The 18,644-nt window shown below is 69.1% G+C and carries 17 protein-coding genes and 1 riboswitch; of the genes, 7 read left to right on the top strand and 10 right to left on the bottom strand.

What is annotated here, in order from left to right; translation table 11 throughout:
• The first annotated feature begins 134 nt into the window (after positions 1 to 134).
• Positions 135 to 326: riboswitch (cyclic di-AMP (ydaO/yuaA leader) on the top strand.
• Positions 326 to 1,186 (top strand): NlpC/P60 family protein, encoded by an 861-nt coding sequence (locus tag AB0I12_RS32900; protein WP_359937064.1) that lies wholly within the window; start codon positions 326 to 328, stop codon positions 1,184 to 1,186. It overlaps the preceding riboswitch by 1 nt.
• Before the next feature lie 157 nt (positions 1,187 to 1,343).
• On the opposite strand, the gene AB0I12_RS32895 is transcribed toward AB0I12_RS32900, so the two are convergent.
• From AB0I12_RS32895 to AB0I12_RS32885, 3 genes are read right to left on the bottom strand one after another with little or no spacing between them, the layout of a single operon-like run.
• A complete protein-coding gene (locus AB0I12_RS32895) occupies positions 1,344 to 1,832 on the bottom strand; it encodes a hypothetical protein (RefSeq protein WP_359937061.1) in 489 nt (162 codons plus the stop codon).
• 38 nt (positions 1,833 to 1,870) lie between these two features.
• Positions 1,871 to 2,527 (bottom strand): response regulator transcription factor, encoded by a 657-nt coding sequence (locus AB0I12_RS32890; protein ID WP_359937058.1) that lies wholly within the window; start codon positions 2,525 to 2,527, stop codon positions 1,871 to 1,873.
• Positions 2,524 to 3,765: a histidine kinase gene (locus AB0I12_RS32885; protein ID WP_359937055.1), complete on the bottom strand. Its 1,242-nt coding sequence runs from the start codon at positions 3,763 to 3,765 to the stop codon at positions 2,524 to 2,526. The genes AB0I12_RS32890 and AB0I12_RS32885 overlap by 4 nt, the downstream gene beginning before the upstream one ends.
• A gap of 142 nt (positions 3,766 to 3,907) precedes the next feature.
• On the opposite strand from AB0I12_RS32885, the gene AB0I12_RS32880 reads away from it, so the two are divergent.
• The 3 genes from AB0I12_RS32880 to AB0I12_RS32870 all read left to right on the top strand — a co-directional run bounded on the left by AB0I12_RS32880 (position 3,908) and on the right by AB0I12_RS32870 (position 6,008).
• Complete coding sequence (locus AB0I12_RS32880) at positions 3,908 to 4,792, top strand: ABC transporter ATP-binding protein (RefSeq protein WP_359937052.1); 885 nt, start codon at positions 3,908 to 3,910, stop codon at positions 4,790 to 4,792.
• 29 nt (positions 4,793 to 4,821) lie between these two features.
• A complete protein-coding gene (locus AB0I12_RS32875) occupies positions 4,822 to 5,628 on the top strand; it encodes an ABC transporter permease (protein WP_359937049.1) in 807 nt (268 codons plus the stop codon).
• A gap of 194 nt (positions 5,629 to 5,822) precedes the next feature.
• Positions 5,823 to 6,008, top strand: a complete 186-nt coding sequence (locus AB0I12_RS32870; protein ID WP_355474918.1) for a DUF3073 domain-containing protein — start codon at positions 5,823 to 5,825, stop codon at positions 6,006 to 6,008.
• Positions 6,009 to 6,181: 173 nt separating this feature from the next.
• Here AB0I12_RS32870 and purM read toward each other — a convergent pair whose 3' ends face one another.
• Positions 6,182 to 7,273, bottom strand: coding sequence for a phosphoribosylformylglycinamidine cyclo-ligase (purM, locus tag AB0I12_RS32865; protein WP_359937046.1), 1,092 nt, complete (start codon positions 7,271 to 7,273; stop codon positions 6,182 to 6,184).
• A 27-nt stretch (positions 7,274 to 7,300) separates the two neighbouring features.
• Positions 7,301 to 8,860, bottom strand: a complete 1,560-nt coding sequence (purF, locus tag AB0I12_RS32860) for an amidophosphoribosyltransferase (RefSeq protein WP_359937043.1) — start codon at positions 8,858 to 8,860, stop codon at positions 7,301 to 7,303.
• A 259-nt stretch (positions 8,861 to 9,119) separates the two neighbouring features.
• Between purF and AB0I12_RS32855 the strand changes: the two genes are divergently transcribed.
• Both AB0I12_RS32855 and AB0I12_RS32850 read left to right on the top strand, forming a co-directional pair.
• Complete coding sequence (locus tag AB0I12_RS32855; protein ID WP_359937040.1) at positions 9,120 to 10,103, top strand: LuxR C-terminal-related transcriptional regulator; 984 nt, start codon at positions 9,120 to 9,122, stop codon at positions 10,101 to 10,103.
• A gap of 18 nt (positions 10,104 to 10,121) precedes the next feature.
• Positions 10,122 to 11,111 (top strand): LuxR C-terminal-related transcriptional regulator, encoded by a 990-nt coding sequence (locus AB0I12_RS32850; protein WP_359937037.1) that lies wholly within the window; start codon positions 10,122 to 10,124, stop codon positions 11,109 to 11,111.
• Between the two features lie 900 nt (positions 11,112 to 12,011).
• Here AB0I12_RS32850 and AB0I12_RS32845 read toward each other — a convergent pair.
• From AB0I12_RS32845 to AB0I12_RS32830, 4 genes are read right to left on the bottom strand one after another with little or no spacing between them, the layout of a single operon-like run.
• Positions 12,012 to 13,382 (bottom strand): NAD(P)(+) transhydrogenase (Re/Si-specific) subunit beta, encoded by a 1,371-nt coding sequence (locus AB0I12_RS32845; protein WP_359937034.1) that lies wholly within the window; start codon positions 13,380 to 13,382, stop codon positions 12,012 to 12,014.
• Positions 13,379 to 13,684, bottom strand: a complete 306-nt coding sequence (locus tag AB0I12_RS32840; RefSeq protein ID WP_355699737.1) for an NAD(P) transhydrogenase subunit alpha — start codon at positions 13,682 to 13,684, stop codon at positions 13,379 to 13,381. Before AB0I12_RS32840 ends, AB0I12_RS32845 begins: the two co-directional genes overlap by 4 nt.
• Positions 13,681 to 14,802, bottom strand: a complete 1,122-nt coding sequence (locus tag AB0I12_RS32835) for an NAD(P) transhydrogenase subunit alpha (RefSeq protein WP_359937031.1) — start codon at positions 14,800 to 14,802, stop codon at positions 13,681 to 13,683. Before AB0I12_RS32835 ends, AB0I12_RS32840 begins: the two co-directional genes overlap by 4 nt.
• A gap of 43 nt (positions 14,803 to 14,845) precedes the next feature.
• Positions 14,846 to 16,180, bottom strand: coding sequence for a dipeptidase (locus tag AB0I12_RS32830; protein WP_359937028.1), 1,335 nt, complete (start codon positions 16,178 to 16,180; stop codon positions 14,846 to 14,848).
• Between the two features lie 119 nt (positions 16,181 to 16,299).
• On the opposite strand from AB0I12_RS32830, the gene AB0I12_RS32825 reads away from it, so the two are divergent.
• Positions 16,300 to 17,235: a hypothetical protein gene (locus tag AB0I12_RS32825; RefSeq protein ID WP_359937025.1), complete on the top strand. Its 936-nt coding sequence runs from the start codon at positions 16,300 to 16,302 to the stop codon at positions 17,233 to 17,235.
• Here the strand turns inward: AB0I12_RS32825 and AB0I12_RS32820 are convergent.
• A complete protein-coding gene (locus AB0I12_RS32820; RefSeq protein ID WP_359937022.1) occupies positions 17,232 to 18,641 on the bottom strand; it encodes a serine/threonine-protein kinase in 1,410 nt (469 codons plus the stop codon). The genes AB0I12_RS32825 and AB0I12_RS32820 overlap by 4 nt on opposite strands.
• Positions 18,642 to 18,644: the final 3 nt, after the last annotated feature.

The following is an 18,644-nucleotide window of genomic DNA, read 5'->3' as shown; positions in this document are numbered from 1 at the left end:
TGTTCACCCCGGCTTACTGAGCCGTCAGGGGCCCTCTCGGGCCCGTTTCAGAACGACTCTGTGGATCTGAGGGTTTGCGTCGTGATCCTTCTGTTATACAGTCGTCGGCGGTTCGGTAAACAACACGAACCGCACACGAGTCAACGCCGAGCTCCGCCAGGCTTGTGTGCTCCCCTCGAACAACCAAGGCGGAGGTGGGGGACCCAGGAGGTTGGGTCTCGACCGTGAGTGGTCGGAACCCTGGGGTGAAGTCCGCGGGAGCGGACCGGGCTATGAATCCCAGCCCGAACCCGACAGCTAACCTCGCAGGCGTCGGGAGACAACCATGCCCGTCACTGCCCGACGGACGTCGCTTCTGCGCGCCGTCAGCCAGACCGCTGAGTCCAGTACCGACCGGCCCACGGGCCGGACCCTGGCGAAGCACCGCAAGACCACCCGTCCGGGTGCGCCCCGGGCCGCAGCGGCCGTTCTTTCCGTCGGCCTCGCTGTCGGCGGCGGCGCCGCACTGTCCGTGACGACCACGTCGGCCGCCTCGGCGTCGACCAGCTCCAGCACCGCGACGACCACGCCGCGTGGGTACTGGAGCGTCGCGAGCAAGCCCCTGCTCCGGTACGGCGACAAGGGCACGACCGTCAAGTACGTCCAGCGGGCCCTGCACCTGGGTCCGGACGGCTACTTCGGCACCAGCACCGTCCGGGTGCTGAAGAAGTTCCAGACCTCCTGGGGTCTGAAGGCCACCGGCTACACCGACAAGAAGACCTGGGGCCGGCTGACCTGGGCCGCCAAGCACAAGGTGCTTTACGGTCCCTACGGCAAGTCCACGGGTTCCGTCGGGACGTTCCGGGCCAAGGTGCTCCGGGAGGCGGCCAAGCTCAAGGGCACGCCGTACCGCTACGGCGGCACCAGCCCGCGCGGCTTCGACTGCTCCGGCTACACCGGCTACGTGTACAAGAAGGCCGGCAAGAAGCTGCCGCGCACGTCGCGCCAGCAGTACAGCGCGACCAAGCACATCAGCCGCAAGGCCGCCAAGCCGGGCGACCTCGTGTTCTTCCGCAGCGGTGGCGGCGGTGTGTACCACGTCGGCATCTATGCCGGCGGCAACATGCTGTGGCACGCCTCGAAGCCGGGTAAGCCGGTCGCGAAGGCGAAGATCTGGACCAGCAGCGTGGCCTTCGGCCGCGTCTGAGTCCTGACCGGTCGGCGTCCTACCCCCCCCAAACTGGGCGCCGCCGGTCGTCAGCGTCCTCATCCCCCCCAGGCACGCTGACTTCCGAAACCGGCCCGAACCGTCGCCCCCACCCCTCCGACGGATCGGGCCGGTTTCCTGTCTCCAGGTATCGCGCCTACGCCAAAGCTGCGTTCACGGCCGCCAGCAGATCCTTCGGCCGTCGGGCCGATACCGCCAGCAGCTCAGGAGAGCCCGTACGGCGGACCACGATCCACTGCACGCCGCGCCCCAGCCGGCCCCACGCTCCACCGACGATCCGCACGCCGGTCTCGCCGACGACATCGCTCGCGGTCTGGGTGTTGAGCCTGTCCAGCTGGGCTTTGCTCAGCACGGCTTCGGCCGGATGGGCACCGAACGACCGATCCAGGTCACGCAGGACCAGCATGTGCTTGCCGACCACCAGCTCCTGGCGAGTGACGCGGACGTTCCCGTAGCGGGCGTGCGCGAAGAAATAGATCGCCACCGGGAGTAGCACGACGCCGGCCACCAGGAGGACCGGCTGCGCGATCAGACTGCCGATACCGATCAGTGCGAGCGCCGCGACGGCCAGGCCGCCGTACACCCACTGGTTGCCCATGCCCTTGCGATACAACGTCTCGTCCACGGCGCCAACCCTAAGGTCGAGCAGGTGTACGCGCTCTGCTAGCCGTCGAGCAGGCCGGCCTCGTGGGCCAGGATCGCGACCTGGACGCGGTTGGTCGCGTCGAGTTTGACCAGGGCGCGGGACACGTGGGCCTTCACGGTCGCCTCGCTCATGAACAGCTTCCGGCCGATGTCGGCATTCTGCAGGCCGCGGCCGACCTCGACGAGCACCTCACGCTCCCGCTCGGTGAGCTTGCTGATCCGCTCCTGCGCGGCCCGCTTCCGGTCGGCGCGCGGATCGCCCGCGAAGTGCCCGATCAGCCGCCGGGTCACCGCCGGCGACAGCATCGCGTCCCCGGCCGCCACCACCTTGATCGCCTGCACCAGCTCACGCGGCGGCGTGTCCTTCAGCAGGAACCCGCTGGCGCCCGCCTGCAAGGCCCGGAACACATAATCGTCCAGGTCGAACGTCGTCAGCACGACGATCTTCGGCGGATCGGGCAGGGCCTGCACCTCCCGGGTCGCGGCCAGGCCGTCCAGCCGCGGCATCCGGATGTCCATCAGCACGACGTCCGGCCGATACTCCTTCACCATCGCGGCGGCGTCCGCGCCGTCCTCCGCCTCGGCGACCACCTCGAGCTCGGCGTCGGACTCCAGGATCATCTTCAGCCCGGCCCGCACCAGCGCCTCGTCGTCCACGATCAGCAGCCGCGTCATCGCTCCCCTTCATCTCCGTCCAACACCGCGTCGCGGTCCAGCACCACGCCTCCTGGCAGCCCGGCAGCGCCGGGTAGCGCGTCGTCGTCGCGGCCGTCCGGCCAGGGCAGCCATGCTTCCACCCGCCAGCCGCCCTCCGGTGTCGGCCCGATCCAGAGCCGCCCGCCGACCAACTGCACCCGCTCCCGCAGGCCGACCAGCCCGGCACCCGCTCCAGGCAGCAGTGAACCAGCAGCCACCGGCCGGACGTTCGCCACCCTGACCGTCACGCCCTGACCACGAGCGCCATGGACCTGTACGTCGGTCGCGGCGCCACGGGCGTGCTTGTGCACATTGGTCAGCGACTCCTGCACCACCCGGTAGACGGTCCGCCCGACCGACACCGGTACGTCATCCGGCAGCGTGACGTCGTACCCCACGGTGACTCCGGCGTCTCGTGAGGCCTTGATCAGCCGCTCGAGGTCCGAGGCCTTCGGAACGGGGGTCAGGTCGGCCCCGGCGACGCTGACGTCGGTCCGCAGGACCCCGAGCACCTCCCGCAGGTCTTCCATCGCCTGCCGCGCGGTCTCGCGGATCAGCCGGGCGGAGCCCTCGACCTTGTCCGGCCCGACGGCCGGGTTCACCTCGAGGCCGCCGGCGTGCAACGCAATCAGCGAGACCTTGTGGGCGAGCACGTCGTGCATCTCCTGGGCGATCCGGGAACGCTCGCCGAGCCGGGCCTGCTCGCTGCGCAGCTCGCGCTCGGCCTCGGCCCGCTCGGCGCGGTCCCGCAACGACGCCATCAGGTCGCGGCGGGCGCCGACGTACGCACCGATGGCGATCCAGGTCCCGACCAGGAACGGCCCGGTGAAGACGGCCACCCAGATCTGGTTCACGTTGCCCCAGCTGTTCAGGACATACGCGGCATACCCGGCGAGGCCGAGGATGGCCAGCGCGAGGTCGCGCCGGCGGATCGCCAGCGTCAGCAGCGCGAGGCCCATCGGGACGAAGATCCCGCCGGTCAGCATCGCCAGCACGGTGACGGCGGTGACGGTCACCGGGAAGCGCCGGCGCCAGAACAGGACGACCGAGGCAACAATGCCGGCGCCCAGCACATACCAGTCCTTGACCGACCACCCGTTGCCGCCGGACGCGGCCTGCAGCACGATCGTGAGCAGGCTGAAGCCGACGTACAGGATGTCGCGCAGGCGCGGGGCATGCCTGGCCCACCAGGCGTACCACCTCCGCAACCGTCGCATTCCGTCACTGTAGTTCGACGGTCGACGCGATCACGTCCCCCTTCCGGGTGGGTTCCGGAGCCGATCGGACGACTTTCGTAGGGGGTCGGCGCAGCCGCTCGTCCGATGTGCGACCGGGGGCGGAAACGGTTGACTCGTTGCCATGATCACCGTCGAGAACCTGACCAAGCGCTACGGCAGCACCACGGCTGTCCAGGACGTGTCCTTCACCGTTCAGCCGGGCAGCATCACCGGCTTCCTCGGCCCGAACGGCGCCGGCAAGTCCACCACGCTGCGGATGCTCACCGGGCTGACGCCGCCGACCTCCGGCACCGCCACGATCACCGGCAAGCGGTACGCCGACCTGCCGAACCCGGGCCGGGTCGTCGGGGTCATGCTCGACGCCGCCGCGCAGCACCCGGGCCGGACCGGCCGCGAGACGCTGCTGCTGAACGCGAGCCTGCTCGGGGTGCCGAACACGCGCACCGACGAGATGCTCGAGGCGGTCGGGCTCAGTCACGCCGCGAAGCGCCGCGTCGGTCAGTACTCGCTCGGTATGCGCCAGCGGCTCGGCATCGCGAGCGCACTGCTCGGCGACCCCGCCGTCCTGATTCTCGACGAGCCCGCGAACGGGATGGACCCGGAGGGCATCCGCTGGATGCGCGGGCTGCTCCAGGACTTCGCCGCCCGGGGCGGCACGGTGGTCCTGTCCAGCCACCTCCTCGGTGAGGTGCAGGCGACCGTCGACCGGCTGGTCGTCATCGGCGGCGGCCGGATCGTCGCGAACGGCTCGCTGGAGGAGCTGCTGGCCGGGTCCGGCACGCTCGTCCGCGGCCTCGACCCGGTCGGCCTGAACGAGGCTCTGACCGCGGCCGGGCTGCAGCTCGAGCCCCTGTCCGACGGCTCGCTGCGCGTCGACGCCACCGCCGAGCAGGTCGGGCGGGCCGCCGCCGCGGCCGGCCAGATCCTTCTCGAGCTCCGCCAGAGCGACGGCGCCGGCCTGGAGGACCTGTTCTTCCAGCTGACCGCCCAGCCTGTCGCCGCCTGATCACACCTACTTTCTTCTGGAGACCTTCGATGACCACCGTGACCGACGTCGCACCCACGGCGCCCGCCAAGCACCGCGCCGAGGTGGCGACCAGCCTGCCTCCCGCGCGCGGCCAGTCCTTCCTGAAGCTCGTCGCCCTCGAGCTCCGCAAGTCCGTCGACACCCGCAGCGGCCGGGTCCTGATCGCCGCGATCCTGCTGCTGGCGGTCGCCGCGATCGCCTGGCAGCTCACCCACCTGCCGCAGGGGACGGTCGGTTTCGAGGGCTTCCTCGGCGCCGCGTCCGCCGGTCCGATGCTGATCCTGCCGGTGATCGGCGTGATGGCGATGACGTCGGAGTGGACGCAACGCACGGCGCTGACCACGTTCACGCTGTCGCCGCGCCGGGTGCGCGTCCAGCTGGCCAAGTTCGTCTCGGCGGTCGTGCTCAGCGCGGTCGTGACCACGGCCGTCGTCCTGCTCGCGTTCGCCGGCACCGCGCTCGCCGGGGCGACCTCCGGCCGCGGTACGTCGTACGCCGGGCTCGGCGGGCAGCTCGCCGGCGGCTACCTGACCGTCGCGCTGAACGTGGTGATGGGCGCGGCCTTCGGTGCCGTGATCGCGCAGACCGCGGTCGCGATCCTGGTCTACTTCATCGCGCCGACTGCCTGGTCGCTGGCCGGGCCGGCGCTGTTCAAGGACAACGCGAACTGGCTGGACGTGTTCGGCGCGCTCGGCCGGATCGCGGAGCGCGACCTGCACGGAATGGTGCCGGAGACGCTCACCGCGGTGGGGGTCTGGATCGTCCTGCCGACCGTCGTCGGACTGTGGGCTAGCTCACGTCGCGAGGTCAAGTAGCGGTGGTGAGCACGGCGGGGCGAGCCGGTTTGAGGGGACCGGCCCGCCCCGCCCGCTGTGTGATCGGACCTCTGCCCGGGGGCGGTGCGTGTGTCGATCCCTGGCTCCGGGTATCCTTGAACCACGATTACTGACGACTGATCCGTGGGCGCCACGCAGCGTACCCGGTTGACTTGTGCGAGGGGGTCGACGCTATGGGGCGCGGCCGTGCAAAGGCCAAGCAGACGAAGGTCGCACGCGACCTGAAGTACCGCACCTGGGACACCGACTTGGACCAGCTCAAGCGAGAGCTGTCCGGTGAGCAGGGTGGGAACAGTTCTGCGAACGGCGACAACGACGGCGACGACTACGACGCCGACGACTACCACCCCCGTCGGTAAGCATTTCAGCCCGGCTGAGCTGCTCAGTGCCCCTCGGGGTGCCTGAGCAGTTCACCGTGCGCCCGACGAACTGACACACAGCACCGCCTGTGGCGGATCGACGATTCAGCAGCCCGAGGCGTCGGACGGCTCCATCGTGACCCGCTCACAGGCGGCCGCTGTGCACCCGGGCTCTACTTGGCGTAGGTGCCTTCGAGCGTGACCGTGCCGCCCGGCGTTGCGGTGACCTCACCGCACACCCAGGCGGGGATGTCGCGGGCTGCCAGTGCCTGGATCGCGGCGTCGGCGGACGACGGATCGAGGACGGCGACCATGCCGGCGCCCATGTTGAGCGTCTTCTCGAGCTCGGGCAGCGCGACGTCGCCGAGCAGGCCGACGAGTCCGAAGACCGGCGCCGGCGTCCACGTCGAGCGGTCGATCCGCACGGACAGCTGGTCCGGGATCACGCGCGCCAGGTTCGCCGCGAAACCGCCGCCGGTGATGTGCGACATCGCGTGCAGCGCCTTCTCTCCGCGATGATTCAGTTCGTTGGCGCCGTTCAGCTCCTGGATCAGCTCCAGGCAGTGCTTCGCGTACACCCGCGTCGGCGTCAGCAGCACCTCGCCGAGCGTCGTCCCCAGCTCCGGCACGACCCGGTCGAGCGTCCACTTCGCCCGGTCGAAGAACACGTGCCGCACCAGGCTGTACCCGTTCGAGTGCAGTCCCGACGACGCCATCGCCACGACGACGTCCCCCGCGCGCACCCGCTCCGCGCCGAGCACCTCGTCCGCCTCGACGACACCGGTCGCCGCGCCCGCCACGTCGTACTCGTCCGGCTCCAGCAGCCCCGGGTGTTCCGCGGTCTCGCCGCCGACAAGCGCCGTACCGGCCTCGACGCAGGCCTCCGCGATGCCCTTCACGATCTGCGCGATCGTCTCCGGCACCACCTTGCCGGTGCAGATGTAGTCGGTCATGAACAGCGGCTCCGCGCCGCACACGACCAGGTCGTCGACGACCATCCCGACCAGGTCGAACCCGATCGTGTCGTGCTTGCCGAGCTTCTGCGCGATCGCGACCTTGGTCCCGATCCCGTCCGTCGACGTCGCCAGCAGCGGCCGCCGGTACGACGTCAGCGCGGTCGCGTCGAACAGCCCGGCGAACCCGCCGAGCCCGCCGACCACCTCGGGGCGGGTCGCCTTCGCCACCCACTCCTTCATCAGCTCGACGGCCCGGTCACCGGCCTCGATGTCAACCCCGGCAGCGGCGTAACTCGCGCCTTGACTCACTGTGTTCTCCCTGTTGGGTACGGCGTACTACGGGCGGCTGAGCGCGTCCGCGGCGCCGCCACCGCCGGAGACCGTGGCCAGGCCGTCCGCGTCGGTCACCGGCAGCTCGAGCAGGTGCTTGCCGAGCTGCTCCGGATCGGGCAGCGCGACCGGGTACACGCCGTCGAAGCAGGCCCGGCAGAGCCGCTCCTTCGGGACCGTGGTCGCCTCGACCAGACCGTCCAGGCTGATGTACCCGAGCGAGTCGGCGCCCAGCGAGCGGCAGATCTCCTCGGTGTTCAGCCCGTTCGCGATCAGCTCGGCGCGGCTGGCGAAGTCGATGCCGTAGAAGCACGGCCACTTCACCGGCGGCGCCGTGATCCGGACGTGGATCTCCTTGGCGCCGGCCTCGCGCAGCATCCGGATGACCGCGCGCTGGGTGTTGCCGCGGACGATCGTGTCGTCCACCACAACCAGGCGCTTGCCCTCGATCACCTCGCGCAGCGGGTTCAGCTTCAGGCGGATGCCGAGCTGGCGGATCGTCTGGCTCGGCTGGATGAACGTACGGCCGACGTAGGCGTTCTTGACCAGGCCGGAGCCGTACGGGATGCCGGACTCCTCGGCGTACCCGATCGCGCCGGGCGTGCCGGACTCGGGCGTCGCGATCACCAGGTCGGCGTCGGCCGGGTGCTCCTTGGCGAGCTTGCGGCCGATCTCGACGCGGGTCGAGTAGATCCGCTGGCCGGAGATCTGGGTGTCCGGGCGGGCCAGGTACACGAACTCGAACAGGCAGCCCTTCGGGTCCGGCTCGGCGAACTTCGTCGAACGCAGCCCTTCGGCGTCGATCGCGACGATCTCGCCCGGCTCGACCTCACGGATGAAGCTGGCGCCGACGATGTCGAGCGCGGCGGTCTCACTGGCGATCACCCAGCCGCGCTCCAGCCGGCCGAGCACCAGCGGGCGGATGCCCTGCGGGTCACGAGCGGCGTACAGCGTGTTCTCGTCCATGAAGATCAGGCTGAACGCGCCCTTGACCTTCGGGAGGATCTTCGCCGCGGCCTGCTCGATCGTCAGGTCGGGGTACCCGGCCAGCATCGAGGTCAGGATGTCGGTGTCGCTGGACGCACCGTGCTTCGCGTTCGCCTTGGCGTGATCGACGTCGGCGTCCAGACCGAGATCGAGATCACCTTCACCGTTCAGGCTGGCGGCGAGCTCACTGGTGTTGGTCAGGTTCCCGTTGTGACCGAGCGCGATCGAGCCGGTCGCCGTACTGCGGAACGTCGGCTGCGCGTTCGCCCACACACTGGACCCGGTCGTCGAATACCGGCAGTGACCGATCGCGATATGCCCCCGCAGCGACGCCAGCGTCGCCTCGTCGAAGGCCTGGCTGACCAGCCCCATGTCCTTGTAAACGAGGATCTGACTCCCGTTACTGACCGCGATCCCGGCCGACTCCTGCCCTCGGTGCTGCAAGGCGTAGAGCCCGAAATAGGTGAGTTTGGCAACCTCTTCCCCCGGCGCCCAGACCCCGAAGACGCCACAAGCGTCCTGCGGACCCAGATCCTGCGGGTCGAGTTCATCAGTAAGCCGACCATCGCCACGAGCCACACCCGCAGTCTACGGGACGCCCAGAGGGCCGAAGACCATCGTCCTACCAGCAGGTCATTCCATGGCAGTCTGGCATCTCGCTGACTGCCGACGCCGGGATCGCCGTTGCTACTACAAGCAGTAGCGCGGAAGCGGCTACACTCAGCAACTTCTTGATCACTTTTCGACCTTTCGAAATAATCCGGACCGACCGTTGTGTCCTCTTTGTCGACGCTGTCTGTATATGGTCGGTTCCGACAAGTTCTGGAGGAGAAGGATCGTGCTGGAGCCGCTGGGGGTGGACGAAGCCACTTTCGCGGTCTATCACGCCCTTCTCAGCCACCCAGACAGTACGCCCGAGCAGATAGCGGCGCTAGTAGATCGCTCGCCGGCTGAAGTCCAGCAGTTGATGGACAAGCTCCGCCGGCTGGAGCTCCTGGTGCCGACCTGGACCAACCCCGAGGGTGAGCACGCGGTCCATCCTCGCGTCGGGCTGACCGGCCTGGCCGAACGGCGCCGTACCGAACTGAACAAGGCACTCGGCGAACTCAAAGAGGCTGAGGCATCTGCCGAGGTCATCGCAGAGCAGTACAACGAGCTGCTCACCTCGCGTAGCAGCGGCGATGTCGAAGTACTCAAAGGCCGCGCGAACGCATCGCGTCGCATCGAAGAGCTCGCGCTGAAGGCCAAAGACACCTTCTGGGGTCTGGTACCGGCGCACTTCGACGACTCTGTCCCGAAATCGGAGCGCTCACCGGACTTCGAGCACCTGGGACGCGGCCTGAAGATGCGGACCGTGTACCTGCAGAGCATGACCGCGTCGAAACAGGCAGTCGAGTACGCCTCGACGATGCACAGGCTGGGCGGCGAAGTCCGGGTGACCCCGACGCTGCCGATGCGCCTCCTGATCTTCGACCAGGAGATCGCGATCATGCCCATGGACCCGGAGAGCCCCACCGCCGGAGCCGTCATCCACCGCACGCCCGCCGTGGTCTCGGTCGCCCTAGCTCTCTTCGACGCCTACTGGTCCAGGGCAACAGAAATGTTCGACCCCGACGACCGAGACGACGAGACTCCCCTCACCCCCCACGAGGCCGAAGTCCTCCGCCTCCTCGCCGGCGGCGCCAAGGACGAGCAGGTAGCCCGCCTCCTCGGCATCTCCCTGCGTACGGCCCGCCGCATCACTGCCAACCTCTCCGAACGGCTCGACGCCGCCAGCCGCTTCGAACTCGGCGTAGCCGCGGCCAAGCGCGGCTGGGTCTGACGACAACGCGAGACCTACGTGTTCGATTCGTTGGGCTTTAGTGAAACGACGCTGCTCGTCTATCGCGCCGTACTGCAGCAACCGCTCCTTGCTCGACGCTCAGATATGCCGGATCTTTGCCTGCAGCTCGGCCTTTCGGAAGAGACGATTCAGGCCGAAATGGACAGGATGCGGGAACTAGGTCTTATCGTGCCGCGCTGGACCGCGGTTGACGAGGACTATCCGCTGCACCCCGCAATCGGGTTTGAGCGTCTGGCCGCCAAGCGACAAGAACAGATCGACGAGATGGCGGGTGCTCTCCGCAGCGACCAGCAGGCTGCGGGACGATTCATCGCTGATTACAGCGAGTTCCTGCAGCAGACGTCATCTCATGAGGTCGAGGTCTACAGGGGTCGCGATCGCGCACACCAGCGGATGCAGCACTTCCAGCCGACCAAATCAGTGTGGGGGCTGCTCACAGATCCGGAACCGTCCGACCGCGAACCCAGCGATTCGCCGGACATCCCTCTCCTTGAGCGCGGCGTCGAGATCCGCACCATTTATCCGGAGTCAGCGCTCAAGCACGCGTCCATCCGAAAATACGCTCGGTACGTGATCGATCGCGGCGTGAAGATTCGAGTTACGCCGTCCTTGCCGATGAAGATCCTCATCTTCGACGGCGAGTCAGCGGTGATGGGCATCGACCCCGACGACACCGCTGTTGGTGCGGTGGTACACCACAGCCGAGCTGTGGTGCGTGTCGCAGAAGAACTCTTTCTCAGCTACTGGCACAAGGCCGTCGATCCGTTCGAGTTGCCGTACACCAAGGCCGACCGCGAGATCACGGCGCAGGAGTCCGAGTTCCTTCGGCTCCTGGTTCAGGGCGGGACTGATGAGCAGGTTGCCCGGAAGCTCGGGGTTTCGCTGCGTACAGTCCGGCGGATTGCGGCGAAGTTGAGTGAGCAGGTGGGGGCTTCGGGGCGGTTTGAACTGGGGGTTCGGGCGGCGCAGCGGGGGTGGGTGGATTAGCCCCAGTCCCAGCCTCGGGTAAGGGGTTTCTTGGGGCGGGTCAAAGTGATCTCCTCGAGTGGGTCTGGCGTTGAGAGGAATGGGTGCGCCGCCCGGCCTCTCGGCATCGGAAGTCAAACAGAGGAAAGCCGTTCCGGACAACGGACGGCACTGGCCGGGGGAGGTCGTTGGCCGGGGGCGGCCACCCGCACAGCAGCCCGCGAAATTGAACGCGCGGCGGGGCGCTGCACCTCGGCGTACCGGGACCTGGCACACGACGCGCCCTGTCAACCGCGCCGCACAGCGCCTCCACCCGTCATCGCCGTACGCCGGCGAACCGGGCACCGCCGTACAGCACCAGCCGCCTGGCCAACAACCGCCATACGACCGTTCGCCGTGGCCCGCGGGGCCTGTGGCACGTCGGCATGTACGGCCGGTTCCCAACGACGGTCGTCCGACGGTTGGCGGGCGTGGTGAGCTGCAGTAGGCGCGATCGGTTGTCAGCGTCGTACGTCGGTTGGCGACGCCATCGTCATCCGACCCGGCTGCGGCGTTCGTGGTGCGCCGGCGTACGGCGGCGCAGTGGCGAACGGTCGCACGCCGACCTCTCGCCGACGGGTACCCGCGTACCTTCCGACCACCAACTCCAGCGCCATCGGTTGGCGTACGGCGCGTTGCTCCAACCGAGGCGCAGAGCCGTACGACCACACTCGCGACCGTCGTACCACTAGCTGGTGGACCTGCAGCGCGGAGGGACAAGGCTTCGCCGTATGTTCCCACCGCCAGCCCCGGTCGTCGCCGTGCGGCGGTTCGCCGGGACCATCGCCAACGCCGTTGACGCTGTACGGCTGCAGACCCCGGCATCGCGCCGGCGTACCGCCAGCCGATCTACGCGTCGGCGTCGGCCTGTCCCGATCCGCCTCAGACGGTTTTGAGTGCGGCGAGGAGTTTGGTGAGCGAGTCTCGGGCGTCGCCGAACAACAATGTGGTTTTGGGGTCGTAGAGGAGTTCGTTTTCGATGCCGGCGAAGCCGGGGCGCATGGAGCGTTTGAGGAAGATGACTCGTTGGGCTTCGTCGGCGTTCAGGATGGGCATGCCGTAGATGGGGGCCGACGGGGTGGTGCGGGCGGCGGGGTTGACGACGTCGTTGGCGCCGACGACGAGGACGACGTCGGTGGTCTTGAAGTCGCCGTTGATGTCGTCCATCTCGCGGAGCTGGTCGTACGGGACCTGGGCCTCGGCGAGCAGGACGTTCATGTGGCCGGGCATCCGGCCTGCGACCGGGTGGATGGCGTAGTCGACCTTGACGCCGCGGCCCTGCAGTTCTTCGACGAGGTCGCGCAGGGTGTGCTGGGCCTGGGCGACGGCGAGGCCGTACCCGGGCACGATGATGACCTTGTTCGCGTACCCGAGCAGGATCGCGACGTCCTCCGGTCCGGCCGAGATCACCGGCCGGTCGGACGCCGTGCCGCCGCCGAGGGTGGACCCGCCGCGGACGGCGCCGAAGAGGATGTTGAAGACGGACCGGCCCATCGCGTCGGCCATCAGCTTGGTCAGCAACGTACCGGCCGCGCCGACCAGGGTGCCCGCGACGAGCAGCAGCGTGTTGCCGAGGACGTAACCGCCCGCGGCCACCGTCAGACCGGTGAAGGCGTTCAGCAACGAGATGACGATCGGTACGTCGGCGCCGCCCACCGGCAGCACCAGCATGACGCCGATCGCGAGGCCCAGCAGGCACAGCAGTACGCCGACCCACACGCGCGGGTCCGACACCAGCCACACCGCGAGGGCGACGCCGCCCAGCAGCGAGGCGACGAAGAGCACCGGCAGACCGGGGAACGTCACCGGGCGGGTCGTCATCAGCTCCTGCAGCTTGGCGAACGTCACCACCGAGCCGGAGAAGCTGACCGCGCCGACGACGATCGTGAACGCGGTGGCGATCGCCGAGACGGTCGCGTCGGACGAGATCTCATCGAGCTCGAGCAGCGCGACCAGCGCGGCCGCGCCGCCGCCGACACCGTTGAACAGGGCAACGAGCTGCGGCATCTGGGTCATCTGCACGCGCCGCGAGCCGACCACGCCGCCGACGGTGCCGATCGCCAGCGCGATCAGGATCGGCGCCAGGTGGTCCGGCTTGTAGGCGGCGAACGTGATGATCACCGCGAGCACCGCACCCGCGGCGCCGATCAGGTTGCCGGTGCGTGCGCTGCGCGGCGACGAGAGTGCCTTCAACGCGACGATGAAGCAGACCGCGGAGACCAGATAGCCGATCTGGGCCCAGGTGGGGATCACTTGTGCAGCTCCTTCTTACGAGCCCCCGGACCTTTGAACATCTCCAGCATCCGGTCGGTGACCACGAACCCGCCGACCATGTTGACGGTCGCGAGCACGACGGCCAGCAGCCCGACGGCGACCACGATCGCCGAGTCGGCGGCGCCGGTGACGATGATGGCGCCGACCAGGATGACGCCGTGGATGGCGTTCGCCCCGGACATCAGCGGGGTGTGCAGCGTCGAGGAGACCTTGCTGATCACCTCGACCCCGACGAACGCGGCGAGGACGAAGATCGTCAGCAACGCGATGGACTCACTCATGCCTGTCCCTCCAGAAGGGCGCGGGTCGGCTCGTGGAGCACGCTGCCGTCGTGGGTGACGCAGCAGCCGCGGACGATCTCGTCGTCGAAGTCGGGGTCGAACGCGGCGTTCCGCGTCATCAGCCGGATCAGGTTGGCGATGTTCTGACCGTAGAGCCGGGACGCGGGTCCGGCCATCTGCGACGGGACGTTCGCCCCGCCCCAGACCAGCGCGTCGCCGATCGTCAGCTCGGTCCCGGCGACGGATCCCTCGACGTTGCCGCCCTGTTCCGACGCGAGGTCGACCACGACCGAGCCTGGCTTCATCTGTTCGACCATCGACCGCGTGACCAGCATCGGCGCCGTCCGGCCCGGTACGGCGGCGGTGGTGATCAGGGCGTCCGCGGCCGCGACGTACGGCGTGAGCAGTTCGCGCTGGAGTTGGGCGCGCTCCGGCGTCATCTCGCGGGCGTACCCGCCGGGGCCGTCGAGGGTGCCGAGCTCGAGCTCGATCGGTACGGCGCCCATCGACGCGATCTCCTCCGCGGCGGCCGTGCGGACGTCGTACGCCTTGACGACCGCGCCGAGGCGTTTCGCGGTGGCGATCGCCTGCAGGCCGGCCACGCCGGCGCCGAGGACGAGGACCTGGGCCGGCGGGACGGTGCCGGCCGCGGTCATGTTCAGCGGGAAGAACCGCGGCAGCCGTTCGGCGGCGACGATGGCGGCCCGGTACCCGGCGACGAGCGCCTGTGAGGACAGCGCGTCCATCGACTGGGCCCGGGAGATCCGCGGGATCAGCTCCATCGCGAACGCCGTCAGCTTGGCCCGGGTTGCGGTCCGGACCACGTCTGGCGGGTTCGTCGGCAGGAACGACATCAGCGCCGTACCGGCGTGCAACCGCTGCAGGCGCTCGCGTTCGAGCGGCTGCACCGACGCCACCACGGTGGCCGCATGGTCGGCGCCCCAGGCCACCTCGGCGCCGGCCTCGCGGTACTGGTCGTCGGAGAACAGCGCCCGCTCACCGGCGGCCGGCTCGACCGCGACCTCGTAGCCGAGCTCGATCAGTTTCGCGACATGTTCCGGCACCAGGGCGACCCGGCGCTCGGCCGGTCTGGTCTCCCGTACGACTGCGATCTTCACTCGCCGAAACCTATGCCAAACTGTGGGTCGCCGGAAAGCCCGATCACGCCTGGTTGGCCAGGTTCTGAAGGAGCAGGGCCTCCGCGAGGCAGACCTTGCGGAACTCGGCGAGGTGCAGACCTTCGTCGATACCGTGCGCGCGGGTGTCCGGGTCCTCGACGCCGGTGACCAGGATCGTGGCCTCCGGGAAGGCCTGCTGGAACTCCGCGATGAACGGAATCGACCCGCCCATACCCATGTCGATGGGCTCGACGCCCCACGCTTCCTGGAACGCCGACCGGGCCGCCTCGTAGCCGGCGCCGCGGGCGTTCACGCTGCATGGCTGACCGGTCTGGCCCTCGGTCACGGTCAGCTGCGCGCCCCACGGGACGTTGCGCTCCAGGTGCTCGGTCAGCGCCGCGCTGGCCTTCACCGCGTCGTCGCCCGGGGCAACCCGCAGGCTGATCTTGGCGCGGGCGGCCGGGATCAACGTGTTGCTGGCCTCGGCCACCGACGGCGCGTCGATGCCGACCACGGAGATGGCCGGCCGGGTCCACAGCCGGTCGACGAGCGACCCCGTACCGGTCAGCCGGACCGAGTCGAGCACCGAGGACTCCGCGCGCAGCCGGTCCTCCGGATAGGTCACATCCGCCGCCCGCGAGGCGTGCAGACCGTCGACGGCGACGTCGCCCTTGTCGTCGTGCAGCGTGGCGAGCAGCCGGATCAGCGCGGACAGGGCGTCCGGGATCGGCCCGCCGAACAGGCCGGAGTGCACTGCGTGCTCGAGCGTGCGGACCTCGACGTACGTCTCGACCAAGCCGCGCAGCGAAACCGTCAGCGCCGGCCGTCCGACCTCCCAGTTGCCGGAGTCGGCGATCACGATCGCGTCCGCGGCGAGCTCCTCGGAGTACTCGTCCAGCAGCTGCAGCAGGGTCGGCGAGCCGATCTCCTCCTCGCCCTCGACGAACACCGTCACGCCGACCGGCAGGTCGTTGCCGAAGGCCCGTACGGCGGCCAGGTGCGCCGCGATCCCCGCCTTGTCGTCGGCGGCTCCCCGCCCGTACAGCCGGTCGTCGCGCTCGGTCGGCTCGAACGGGTCGGAGGTCCACTGCTCGACCGGACCGGTCGGCTGGACGTCGTGGTGCGCGTACAGGAGTACGGTCGGCCTGCCGGCCGGGGCGGGCTTCTTCGCGATCACCGCCGGCGCGCCGTCGCCGACCCGGACGATCTTGGCCGCAAAGCCCTCCGCCTCGAACAACGCCGCGGTCGCCTCCGCGGACCGCTGGACGTCGGCCGCACGGGCGGGGTCGTAGCTGACCGAAGGGATCCGGATGAGGTCCTCGAGGTCGGCACGGACACTGGGCAGAACGCGGTCGATCGCCGCGGACAGATCGGTCATGCGACAACCGTACGGCGTCCGTTCGGCGAACCGACGCCCAGTCAGCCCTCGCGCGTTACTCATTGGCGATCTACTCTGAAAATCTCGTAGGTTTTCGCCCACAACCGAAGAGGATCACCATGGTCAAGCGCCCCCTTGCCATCGTCATCACGGCCCTGGCCGCGGCACTCACGGCGGCCACGCCGGCGCACGCCGCGATCAGCTGCGACACCTCCACCAGCGGAGGATCGACCTTCTACGACGGACCGTCCGCCTCGTACAAGTACGACGCCCGGTTCAGCAACAGCGCGAGCATTCCCAACCTCGGCACGCACACTCCGCAAGGCGCAGGCACTTGGTACAACTGGGACGGCTCCGGCAAGAACCTGATCCTGATCGCGGCATACCGCGACGGAGCCGACTCGCAGATCTACGGCATCGACCCGTCCACCGGCTCGACGGTCGGTGTGGTCGCGATCGCCGAGTCCCACGTCGGAGGGATCACCGTGAGCAAGGGCTGGGCGTTCGTGTCCGGCCAAGGCAGCAGTATCCGCAAGTACCGGCTGACGGAGCTGCGGGACGCGTTGAAGGCCGCTGGTACGCCGTACCTCGCACAGGTCGGTACGGCGCGCGACGTGGCCGGCTCGTCGTTCATGGGGAGCTACGGGGACTCGTTGTTCTCCGGGACGTTCAACGAGACCGGCCGCGGGACCATGTACGAGTACAAGATCGCCGACGACGGCACGCTGACCACGGTCGCCGGCGCCTGGGAGATCCCGACGAAGACGCAGGGGCTGACGGTCACCGCCAACCACTTCATCTACAGCACGTCGTACGGCCGCGGGAACCGCAGCAACATCTACGTGGTGAAGCGCGGCCAGAAGGACCTGGACGCCGCGGCGCTGAGCTGCTTCCGCGCCCCCAGCATGACCGAGGGCATCACGGAGCTGAACGGGACCGCGTATCTGGTCTACGAGTCCGGCTCGTACCTGTACGCGTCCGACCCCGCCACGCTGAACGTCATCCCCAGGATGCACAAGGCAACCATCTCGTCGCTGACGTCGCTGGTCCCTTAGGAGCCGTACTTCGCGGAGTCCAGCACTTCCTGGCGTTGCGTCGGGTTGTCGTCGCGGACCTGAACCCGAAGCAGGGTCGTGTCGTTCACCTTCCGGTACTGCTCGATGACGGTTGGCACGTCGTTGCAGTTGTATCTGAAGGTGGCGACATCCCGGGACGTCTCCGGGGTGTTTCCGGTGCAGCCCTCGGGAGGCGTGGCGGTCGTCGGCAGCTCGGTGGCGTTCACCAGACCTACGAAGACGCCCTCGGTCTTCGGATCGGTCCGCCAGGTCGACGTGTTCGTGCTGACCAGCAGCGACTGGTCACCCGCAGCCTGCTGGCCCCATTGCCGTGGGACTACTACGGACAACTGTCCGCTCTCCACCTTCACGGGGCGTGTGAGCACGTACTGGTAGCCGCCGTAGCCGCCGGCCGCTGCCAGCACGACCGCCGCGAGCACTGTGAGGACACCGGCCCGCCGACCACGCTTGGGCTTCACGGCGACGGTGGACTGGTTTGCGCTGGCTAGTGCGGTGGCTTGGTCGACCGGGCCGGTGGCGGCGGCCGGGGTGGGCATGTCGGCGGCCGGCACGAGGCCTGGTGGGACCTTGCCGGTGGTGTGGGCCTCGCGGAGGGCGTTGAGGAAGCTGTCGAGGTCCGGCCAGCGCTTGTCCCGGTCCGGCTCGAGCGCGCGCCGTACGACGACGTCGATCGCGTCCGGCACGTCCTCGCGCAGGGTGGTCATCGAGGGCGGCGGTGCGTCGATCTGCATCACGGCGCCGAGGCTGACGACGCCGTGCGGCGCCTGGCCGGTGAAGGCGGCGTACGCGACCGCGCCGAGCGAGTACAGGTCGGCGCGGTGGTCCAGCCGCTCGCCCATGACCTGTTCGGGAGCGACGTACGCCGGGGTGCCGCCGGGCATCGTGATGCGGGACACCTCGGCGAGCGACTTGCCCAGCCCGAGGTCGGACAGCATCGCGCGGTCGCCGCTCGGGTCGGTGCGGAACAAGACGTTGGCCGGCTTCACGTCGCGGTGCAGGACGCCGCGCGCGTGCAGGTGCTTCAGGCCGCGGCCGACCTGGGTGATGATCCGGACCGCCTCGGCGAACTCGAGCGGACCGGCCTTGATCCGGTCCGCAAGCGTGCCGCCGTCGGCGTAGGTGAGCACCATGAACGGGCGGCCGTCGTCGGCCTCGCCGATGTCGTGCACGCCGACGACGTACAGCGAGTCGACCCTGCGCAGGAACCGGCCCTCGGCCAGGAACCGGCGGCGGACGTCCTCGTCCTCGACCCAGTTCTCGGACAGGATCTTGACCGCGACCTCGGCGTCGAGTTGCTCGTCGCGCGCCAGCCAAACGGTCGCGAAACCTCCGGCACCCACCCGGCGGACCAGGGAGTACCGGCCGATCCGGGGTGGCTGGTCCATGGC

The sequence above is a fragment of the Kribbella sp. NPDC050459 genome (assembly GCF_040655315.1).
GTDB lineage: Bacteria > Actinomycetota > Actinomycetes > Propionibacteriales > Kribbellaceae > Kribbella.
This window is presented reverse-complemented; position numbering and strand designations above follow the sequence as displayed.